Below are 8,146 nucleotides of genomic sequence, written 5' to 3'. Positions count from 1 at the left end.
GCAAAGAGGTTTATGAGAGCCCTTGAAGATAATCTTGAAAAATTCGAAGCAATCAACGGTAGGATAAAGATCAACGAAGATCCACCGGCATTCCCAATGAATTTTGGCGGCCCCCCTGCACAAGCCTAGATGAAAAGACATTTGAATAAACTGGTATTTGGTAATCAGACAGTAAAAACGCATGATCAATGGCCGCATATACCTCATTTCGAAAGGATTAAAGACGTTTGGCACAACTCTAATTACAACGATTTTGGAATAGAGCGGGCGTTTAGGTTATTTCTGGTTGTTTCGAAAGTGTTTTTTCCCGGGGTGTATTTGGATTACGTTGACAGGAAATCTTCTTATCATCATAGGAAAATCAGAGGTGAATTTTATGTGATCTTTAAAACTGCGATGCCCTTTGTAATGCTTTATTTCGGCTTATGGGATCACACGTGGCTTTTCATCTTAAATATATATCTCCTTGTAGAAACTTATCTGTATATATTCAATAAGATATTTCTTCCGGAACACAATATTGGCATAAACCATAATAGATCTCTGATACTATTGTTTTTTAATTTCGTTGAAGTAATTGGATCGTATGCAGTAATTTATGCCGCCGGAGACTATTTAAACCAGCCTGTTAAGAATATAATCGACGCTTTATACTTTAGTTTAATAACTGGCGCAACCGTGGGGTACGGAGAAATTCATCCCATAAATGCTGACGGTAAATTAGTTGTAATTACCCAGTTGGTGAGCACCTTGTCTTTTTTGATTTTATTTTTTAATTTTTTCGCTCCCCGTGCTCATGATCGTGGAGTCGGGAATTCAAATAATTAATAATATTTTCAAATTCGTCGGGTTTAAACCAAGTGACGTCACCAGATTTTTTAAACCAGGTTAACTGCCTTTTTGCAAATCTCCTGGTGTTTTGCTTGATCATTTGGACTGCTTCTTCTAAACTAGAGTCACCGTCGAAATATTTGAACAGTTCCGAATACCCAACGGTATTTAGGGGATTAAGGTGACGGTGCAATTGCAAACCTTCCACTTCCTGAACCAGTCCATTAGCTATCATCAAATCCACCCGTGCATTAATGTTTGTGTACAAAGTTTCCCTGTCTGTATTTAGGCCGATCTGGATAATATTAAATGGGCGCTTTTTTATAGCCTTTCGGCGATATTCAGAAAAGGGTTTTCCGCTGGTTTCATAAACTTCTATCGCCCTTATAAGCCTTTGAGGATTATTAATATCTGCTTCTTTATAGTATTCCGGATCAATAGTCTTCAATCGCTCCTGAAGTGCGGAAATACCTCTTTGTTTAAATAATTCATTTAACTTTTCCCTGGTTTCTACAGAGGCTGTTGGGATTTCGTCGAAACCATTCACGATGGCATTTATAAACAAGCCCGATCCTCCTACAAGAACTACGATATCGTGTAAAATAAACAGTCGTTCAATAAGTATCAGGGCCTCTCGTTCATAATCTCCAACGCTATAGTTGTCGTTTATAGAGAGGGAATTTATGAAATGATGCGGAACCGTATTAAACTCTTCTTCCGATGGTTTGGCAGTACCAATTTCCATCTCACGATAGAACTGTCTGGAATCAGCGGAAATTATTTCTGTTTGATAATATAGGGCTAATTGAATAGCTAAGCTGGTTTTTCCAATGGCTGTCGGTCCTGCAACTACTATCAGCGTTTTAGCCATTAAAGTATGTCAGGTGCTTAGTAATCATCTTTCTGAAGGTCATCAGCATCGTACCCTTCATTGTCGGAAAACTCATCCATAAACTCGTCCTTTTCATCTTCTTCCTCTTCCACAACGATCTCCTGATCAGTATTGATTCCCATATCACTCATTTGTTCCAGTTCATCAGTATCTTCTGGCTGAAATTCTTCTTCATTGAGGAAATCAAAATCATCAGAAACAATTGCAGCAACTGGTGGGATGATACCTGTACCTGGGATTTTCGGTGCTTCGCCCAAAGACCTTGCTACGTTTGGATAGCTTTTACCCGGTTCCTCATTAAGCATAATTTTAATCAGCTCAACATGGAAATCGAACGGCCTGTCGAAGTTATAGATATAGTAAAACTTTTGATGAGGGTCATCTATGAAACTGCTTAGCCTGGAGTTTTCCATTAATGCAACTCCATTATTTATTTTTCTCTGATTTGGCAGATAGGCAATTTCTTCGTTTTTAATCCATTGATCATTACTTACATAGAATGACGAAGATGCTTCAATCTTATATCCGGTCGACTTATGTATCGCCGTGTGAAGGTCCTCAAAAGTCTGGTTGGATTTGATATCTATATCACGTTCTACATCATCATAATCTTCGAAAGACACCTTAAATCTATATACTGCCATTACTATCTATTAATTTGTCTACAAAAATACTATTTGGTAAGTCATTATGGATTTAGTTTTAAATATTCAGGAATTTATTTCTACCGGGACTAATCCAATTTCTTTGCCTTTTTCTAACATAAAAACAAGGGCTTCCTCACGTGAATTTTTTATTTCACCCTCAAGGATGGCCTCTCTTATCTGATTTTTTATTATACCAACTTCCTTTCCAGCCCTCAAATTGAATGCCAGCATGATATCTTCACCGCTGACAGGAGGTTGCCAGTTACGTATCTGATCACTTTCTTCAACTTCTTTCAGCCGTTTTTGAACCAATTCGAAATTTCTCCGGTATTTTTTAACCTTATACTCGTTTTTAGTGGTTACGTCCGCATTACACAAGAGCATCAGGCTATCGATCTCTTCGCCAGCTTCAAATAATAATCTCCTAACTGCCGAATCAGTAACAACATCCTGCGCCAGAACGATTGGACGTAAATGAAGTTGTACGAGTTTTTGCACGATTTTCATTTTCTCGTTGAGAGGTAGTTTCAGCTGCGCGAAAATTTTAGGCACCATACGGGCACCTCTGTCCTCGTGGCCATGAAACGTCCAACCATGGCCCGGTTCAAATCTCTTTGTAGCGGGTTTAGCGATATCATGCAATATCGCTGCCCATCTCAACCATAAATCATCGGTGTTTTCTGCAAGGTTATCCAATACTTGCAGGGTATGATAGAAATTGTCCTTATGCGCTTTGCCATCAATAACATCCACACCATGGAGGTCGGCCATTTGTGGAAATATCTCCCTTAATAATCCTGTGTTAAATAGCTGTTTGAAACCTTCTGATGGTTTCGGCGATAAAATGATTTTATTGAGTTCATCTGTAACCCTCTCCATGGAAACGATTTTTATTCGCTCACGATTTAACCTTATAGCTTGCAATGCTGTTTCATCGATACTAAAACCTAGCTGGGAAGCGAATCTTATCGCTCTAAGCATTCTAAGGGGGTCATCAGAAAAGGTTATTTCCGGATTTAGGGGGGTTCTTATCAAACGGTTTTCAAGGTCATTGATGCCACCGAAGGGATCGAGCAAAGTCCCAAAGTCTGATTGGTTAAGGCTTAAAGCCATAGCATTTATTGTAAAATCTCGCCGCTTTTGGTCATCATCGAGGGTCCCATCTTCAACAATTGGTTTTCTTGATTCCGTCCGATAGGATTCTTTCCGTGCACCTACAAATTCAATTTCGAGATCGCCATGGCGAAGCATAGCAGTTCCAAAGTTTTTGAACACAGCCACCTTTGTGTGTAGTAGTTTCCCGGCAGCTTCAGCAAATTTTATCCCGTTACCAATTATCAGTATATCTATATCTTTTGAAGGTCTTTGTAGAAAGATATCCCTGACGAAACCCCCGATCACGTAAATTTGATCATTTGTGTCCTCTGCAAGTTCGCTGAGTTTTTTAAATATGGGATTATGTAAGTATTCTTTCATATCAATTCGAACCTTACGATGAAGGGGGACCGGTCATTCATAATGCAAATATCGTCAAAGGACAACAATTATCGGGATTTCAATTTCCTTATTTCCTGATGAAGGAAAACTTGCCACCTGGTTCAAGCTTCATGATAGTCGACGGCTTTGAATTAGAAACCACATTCTGTTCCCAGTTAACGACGTAGTCAACACCATTTTTTATTTCATCACTAATGTCGATAAAACTTACAGGGGAAGGCTCCCCGCTTAAGTTTGCCGAGGTTGATATTATCGGTTTTCGGAATCGCTGGAGAAGCTGGCTGCAGAATTCATGTTTTACGATCCGGATTCCAATGCTGCCATCTGTGGCTACTGCATTGGCAGCCAGGTTTTTTGCTCCTGAATAGATAATAGTCAACGGATTCTCAGCGAACTCTATAAGGTCATATGCAATTTCAGGAACTTCTTTTATATAGCTCTGTAGCTTATTGTCGGAGTCAAGTAAAACAATAAGGCTTTTCTCTGCTGACCGGCCTTTTAAATTAAATACCTTGTCTACGGCTTCTGCATTAGTTGCATCGCAACCAATCCCCCAGATCGTATCTGTTGGGTAAAGGATCAATCCCCCGTCTTTTAAAACCTCCAGGGCTTTGTTTACTTCATCTTTTAGCATTGTTGATTACATTTTGGTAAAGCTGCGTGAGCTGTCCTGAAATTCTTTTACTATCAAATTTATTTAAATACTCTCGACCGGCGCTCACCATTTTTATCCTTTTTTCATCGTTATCGAGAACGTTTTTGATTTGATCGGCCATTTCTAACTCGTCATCCGGATCAACATATATACTTTCCGGCCCACCTGCTTCTTCCAGGCAGGAGCCTTTTGCAGCGATGACCGGAACACCGGAATGCAGAGCTTCAACGACGGGAATTCCAAAGCCCTCAAATCGCGAAGGATAAATGAACAATTCCGCCTGTTGATAGATAGCGGGCAGATCCAGATAAGCTACATTCTGGAGCAAATGCACCCGTTCGTGCAGCTTGTTCTCTTTAATGAATTGTCTAACCTTCTGGCTGTAACTGGTCTCTCTTCCAACTACTACAAGATGAATATCTGGAACTTCTAATAGCGCTTTAACAATAAGCATTAGATTCTTACGCTCTTCTATCGTCCCAACGTTTAAGATATATTTATCAGGAAGTGTATATCTCTCTTTGATTTCAGCATTTACTGAAGAAGCAACACTCTGATGAAACATGGGATCGCAATCCTGATATATCACTTCAATACTCTCTTCGCTTACACCAAGAAATTGAATAAGATCATTCTTGGTTTGCTCGCTAATGGCGATAATTTTGTCGGCTTTTTGAGCAGCATGCCGGAACTTTAACTTATATATCGCTCTGTCTATAAACGAATAATATTGTGGATAACGGATAAAAATCAGATCATGAATACTTACTACAGAGGGAATGCCCGCCGATTTCAGACCAAAAGGAATCTCATTGCTGAGTCCGTGAAACAAGTCGATCTTGTCGCGAATTAAATCATTAACGACACTTTTACTCCGCCAATATGATTTAAAAAGTTGATTACCCGGATATTTGTAAACAACATCCTTAATTGCCATCCCGCTTGATGGGTTTTTGAGAGTGTAAACCAAATATTTATTCTCCGGATATAAAATTGTCAGCAAGCGAATCAGGTACCGGCTATAGTTACCTAAGCCCGTAAGATTCTGAGTTGCACGCTTACCGTCAAAACCAATATTCATTATACATGATAATAAATTTAAAAGGCTGGAAATTATTCCAACCTTTTAAATTCCCGGTGTCAATGAAAGATTATACCGCTACGTTATTCTCTCTCAATGCATCATTAAGTGAGGTCTTTTTATCAGTAGATTCTTTTCTTTGTCCAATAATCAATGCGCAAGGCACCTGAAACTCTCCCGCTGGAAATTTTTTCGCGTACGAACCTGGAATAACTACAGATCGCGCTGGAACAATTCCTTTATATTCTACTGGTTCATCTCCAGTTACATCGATGATTTTAGTTGATGCTGTCAAGACAACATTAGCACCAAGGACTGCCTCTTTTTCAACATGCACGCCCTCGACAACTATTGCACGGGAACCAATGAAGCAATTGTCTTCAATGATCACAGGGGAGGCCTGAACTGGTTCCAATACTCCGCCGATTCCAACTCCTCCACTTAAGTGCACATGTTTTCCTATTTGTGCGCATGAGCCCACAGTTGCCCATGTATCTACCATAGTGCCTTCATCGACATACGCTCCGATATTCACATAAGAGGGCATCATAATAACCCCTTTTGCCAGGTATGCACCATACCTTGCAATTCCATGTGGGACAACTCTAACACCTGTAGCTTTATAATCGGTTTTGAGTTTCATTTTGTCATGAAATACAAAAGGCCCGACTTCTATTTCTTTCATCTCCCGAATGGGAAAGTAAAGGATTACGGCTTTTTTAATCCAGTCGTGAACATGCCAGCGGGTTCCGATTTGTTCAGCAACACGTAATTCTCCTTTATCGAGATGCAAAATAACTCGTTCAATTGCATCTCTGTATTCTTTGAAAGTGATTAGCGTGCGGTCGTCCCAGGCTGTTTCTATAAGTTTTTTCAGTTCGGTAGTCATACAGTAATTTTGAGCCAAATTAAGGGAATTTTCTGGCAAATGATGGAACGTTATGTAAATTTGCTTCCATGGCTGAAAATGAGAAACTGCGCTTAGACAAATATTTATGGGCAATTCGTGCGTTCAAAACCCGTAGCATTTCCACCGAAGCTTGTAAAGCGGGACGTATAAAGATGAACGGTCAGAACCTAAAACCTTCTCACATTGTTAAAGTTGGTGAGGAATTTACAGTCCAAAAAGGCCCGGATAAAAAAATTATAAAAGTTACCGGCCTTCTGGAGAGGAGGGTTGATGCAAAAACTGCTGTTACATTCTATGTGGATTTAACTCCTGTGGAAGATACGGTTGCATATAAATCGATGTTCCATACTCCAAATCTAAGCCGTGACAGGGGAGCAGGCCGGCCTACCAAAAAGGATAGACGAGAGATTGACGACCTTCAGGAGGGATGGTTTGACTAATAATTAATCTTCATATCTGATTGGTCCCATAAGCGGAATGCTACCTGTGCTTCCTCTCTCATGATCTGTTCGATCTTTAATTTTCGCCTATTCATTGGCAACGCAATCTCGTCGTAAATGAATTGATCATCGAACCCAATTGAATTCGCATCCTGTTTGGTGTTCGCATAATAGACCTTGTCGATGTGAGCCCAGTAGATAGCACTCAGGCACATAGGGCAAGGTTCGCAGCTTGTATAAATCACACAGCCGGCGAGATCGAATGTTTTTAGTTTTTTACAGGCCAACCTAATGGCTGATACTTCAGCATGAGCCGTTGGATCAAATGTCGTCGTTACTTTATTCGCACTTTTGGAAATCATTTTGCCGTCTTTAACCACTACCGCACCAAAGGGTCCACCCAAAGCTTTACTAACATTCCCTTGGGATAAAAGAATTGCCAACCGCATAAACTTTTCATGTTCTGTGTTCTGCATATTTTGTTTAATTATAATCCGGAAATTGTAAAAATAAAAAACCCCGGTCGTCCCGGGGTTATATATCTTCGGATGTTATGAAAAACTACTTCTTGTCTTTTTTATAAGCGTCATTCAAACCAACTAATACCTCTTTGGTTACATCCAGGCTTTCATCAGCAAATAATACGGTCGGATTGGATTTCGAATAAGTTAAAACCATCTTATATCCTTTGGTTTTCGCGTAACCCTTCAAGAATTCAGATACTTTATTGTATAATTTTTCATTCTCAACGGCTTCTTCATTAGCCAAAGCGTTTCCGGCATTCTGATTGTAAGCAGCCAGTTCCTGTTGTTTCCTTGCAAGGCGTTCTTCAGTACTTGCACGCTGATCAGCACTTAAGTTAGCAGCGTTCTGCTGATATTGAGCTACCTCTTTTTGGAAAGCTGTCCCTTTCGCCGTTAAATCAGACTGCGCTTTCTTTGACTTATCCAGGAAAACGTTCTTAACATCTTTAAAATATTCGTAATTGTTCAGCAATGAGTCTGAATTTACGTAAACGATGGCTTCGGATTTTACGGTTGTCGATGTAGTGGTTGAGGTGGTGTTTTTAGGTTGTTCTTTTCCACAGGATATTAATGCTGTTGCAATCACTACTCCGGCTGCCACATTACTTAAGTTTGCCAATATTTTCTTCATGTTTTTTTATAAAAATTTAAGCAAATATAATCTTTCAA

Annotated in this window: 10 protein-coding genes; 2 read left to right on the top strand and 8 right to left on the bottom strand. The window is 39.7% G+C overall.

Features of this window, described 5'->3' with window-relative positions:
• The first annotated feature begins 129 nt into the window (after positions 1-129).
• Positions 130-828, top strand: coding sequence for a potassium channel family protein (locus tag WBJ10_RS05290; RefSeq protein WP_424288486.1), 699 nt, complete (start codon positions 130-132; stop codon positions 826-828).
• Here WBJ10_RS05290 and miaA read toward each other — a convergent pair.
• The 6 genes from miaA to WBJ10_RS05260 all read right to left on the bottom strand — a co-directional run bounded on the left by miaA (position 773) and on the right by WBJ10_RS05260 (position 6,492).
• The gene (gene miaA, locus WBJ10_RS05285) at positions 773-1,702 is read right to left on the bottom strand and encodes a tRNA (adenosine(37)-N6)-dimethylallyltransferase MiaA (RefSeq protein ID WP_424288485.1); all 930 of its coding nucleotides are present in this window, start codon (positions 1,700-1,702) and stop codon (positions 773-775) included. The genes WBJ10_RS05290 and miaA overlap by 56 nt on opposite strands.
• A 17-nt stretch (positions 1,703-1,719) precedes the next feature.
• Positions 1,720-2,367 carry an IS1096 element passenger TnpR family protein gene (locus tag WBJ10_RS05280; protein ID WP_424288484.1) on the bottom strand — a complete coding sequence of 216 codons (648 nt, stop codon included), beginning with the start codon at positions 2,365-2,367 and terminating at the stop codon, positions 1,720-1,722.
• 66 nt (positions 2,368-2,433) lie between these two features.
• Positions 2,434-3,846 (bottom strand): CCA tRNA nucleotidyltransferase, encoded by a 1,413-nt coding sequence (locus WBJ10_RS05275; protein ID WP_424288483.1) that lies wholly within the window; start codon positions 3,844-3,846, stop codon positions 2,434-2,436.
• Positions 3,847-3,934: 88 nt separating this feature from the next.
• Complete coding sequence (locus WBJ10_RS05270) at positions 3,935-4,501, bottom strand: L-threonylcarbamoyladenylate synthase (RefSeq protein ID WP_424288482.1); 567 nt, start codon at positions 4,499-4,501, stop codon at positions 3,935-3,937.
• The gene (locus WBJ10_RS05265) at positions 4,488-5,603 is read right to left on the bottom strand and encodes a glycosyltransferase family 4 protein (protein ID WP_424288481.1); all 1,116 of its coding nucleotides are present in this window, start codon (positions 5,601-5,603) and stop codon (positions 4,488-4,490) included. The genes WBJ10_RS05270 and WBJ10_RS05265 overlap by 14 nt, the downstream gene beginning before the upstream one ends.
• 70 nt (positions 5,604-5,673) lie before the next feature.
• On the bottom strand, positions 5,674-6,492 hold the full coding sequence (locus tag WBJ10_RS05260) for a 2,3,4,5-tetrahydropyridine-2,6-dicarboxylate N-succinyltransferase (protein WP_424288480.1): 819 nt from the start codon (positions 6,490-6,492) through the stop codon (positions 5,674-5,676).
• A gap of 68 nt (positions 6,493-6,560) precedes the next feature.
• On the opposite strand from WBJ10_RS05260, the gene WBJ10_RS05255 reads away from it, so the two are divergent.
• Complete coding sequence (locus tag WBJ10_RS05255) at positions 6,561-6,953, top strand: RNA-binding S4 domain-containing protein (protein ID WP_424288479.1); 393 nt, start codon at positions 6,561-6,563, stop codon at positions 6,951-6,953.
• Here WBJ10_RS05255 and WBJ10_RS05250 read toward each other — a convergent pair.
• Both WBJ10_RS05250 and WBJ10_RS05245 read right to left on the bottom strand, forming a co-directional pair.
• Positions 6,950-7,429 carry a nucleoside deaminase gene (locus WBJ10_RS05250; protein ID WP_424288478.1) on the bottom strand — a complete coding sequence of 160 codons (480 nt, stop codon included), beginning with the start codon at positions 7,427-7,429 and terminating at the stop codon, positions 6,950-6,952. The two genes, WBJ10_RS05255 and WBJ10_RS05250, sit on opposite strands and share 4 nt — an antisense overlap.
• Before the next feature lie 85 nt (positions 7,430-7,514).
• Positions 7,515-8,108, bottom strand: coding sequence for an OmpH family outer membrane protein (locus tag WBJ10_RS05245; protein WP_424288477.1), 594 nt, complete (start codon positions 8,106-8,108; stop codon positions 7,515-7,517).
• Positions 8,109-8,146 lie beyond the last annotated feature (38 nt).

This window comes from Daejeonella sp. (assembly GCF_049655485.1).
In the GTDB taxonomy this organism is placed as follows: domain Bacteria; phylum Bacteroidota; class Bacteroidia; order Sphingobacteriales; family Sphingobacteriaceae; genus Daejeonella.
This window is presented reverse-complemented; position numbering and strand designations above follow the sequence as displayed.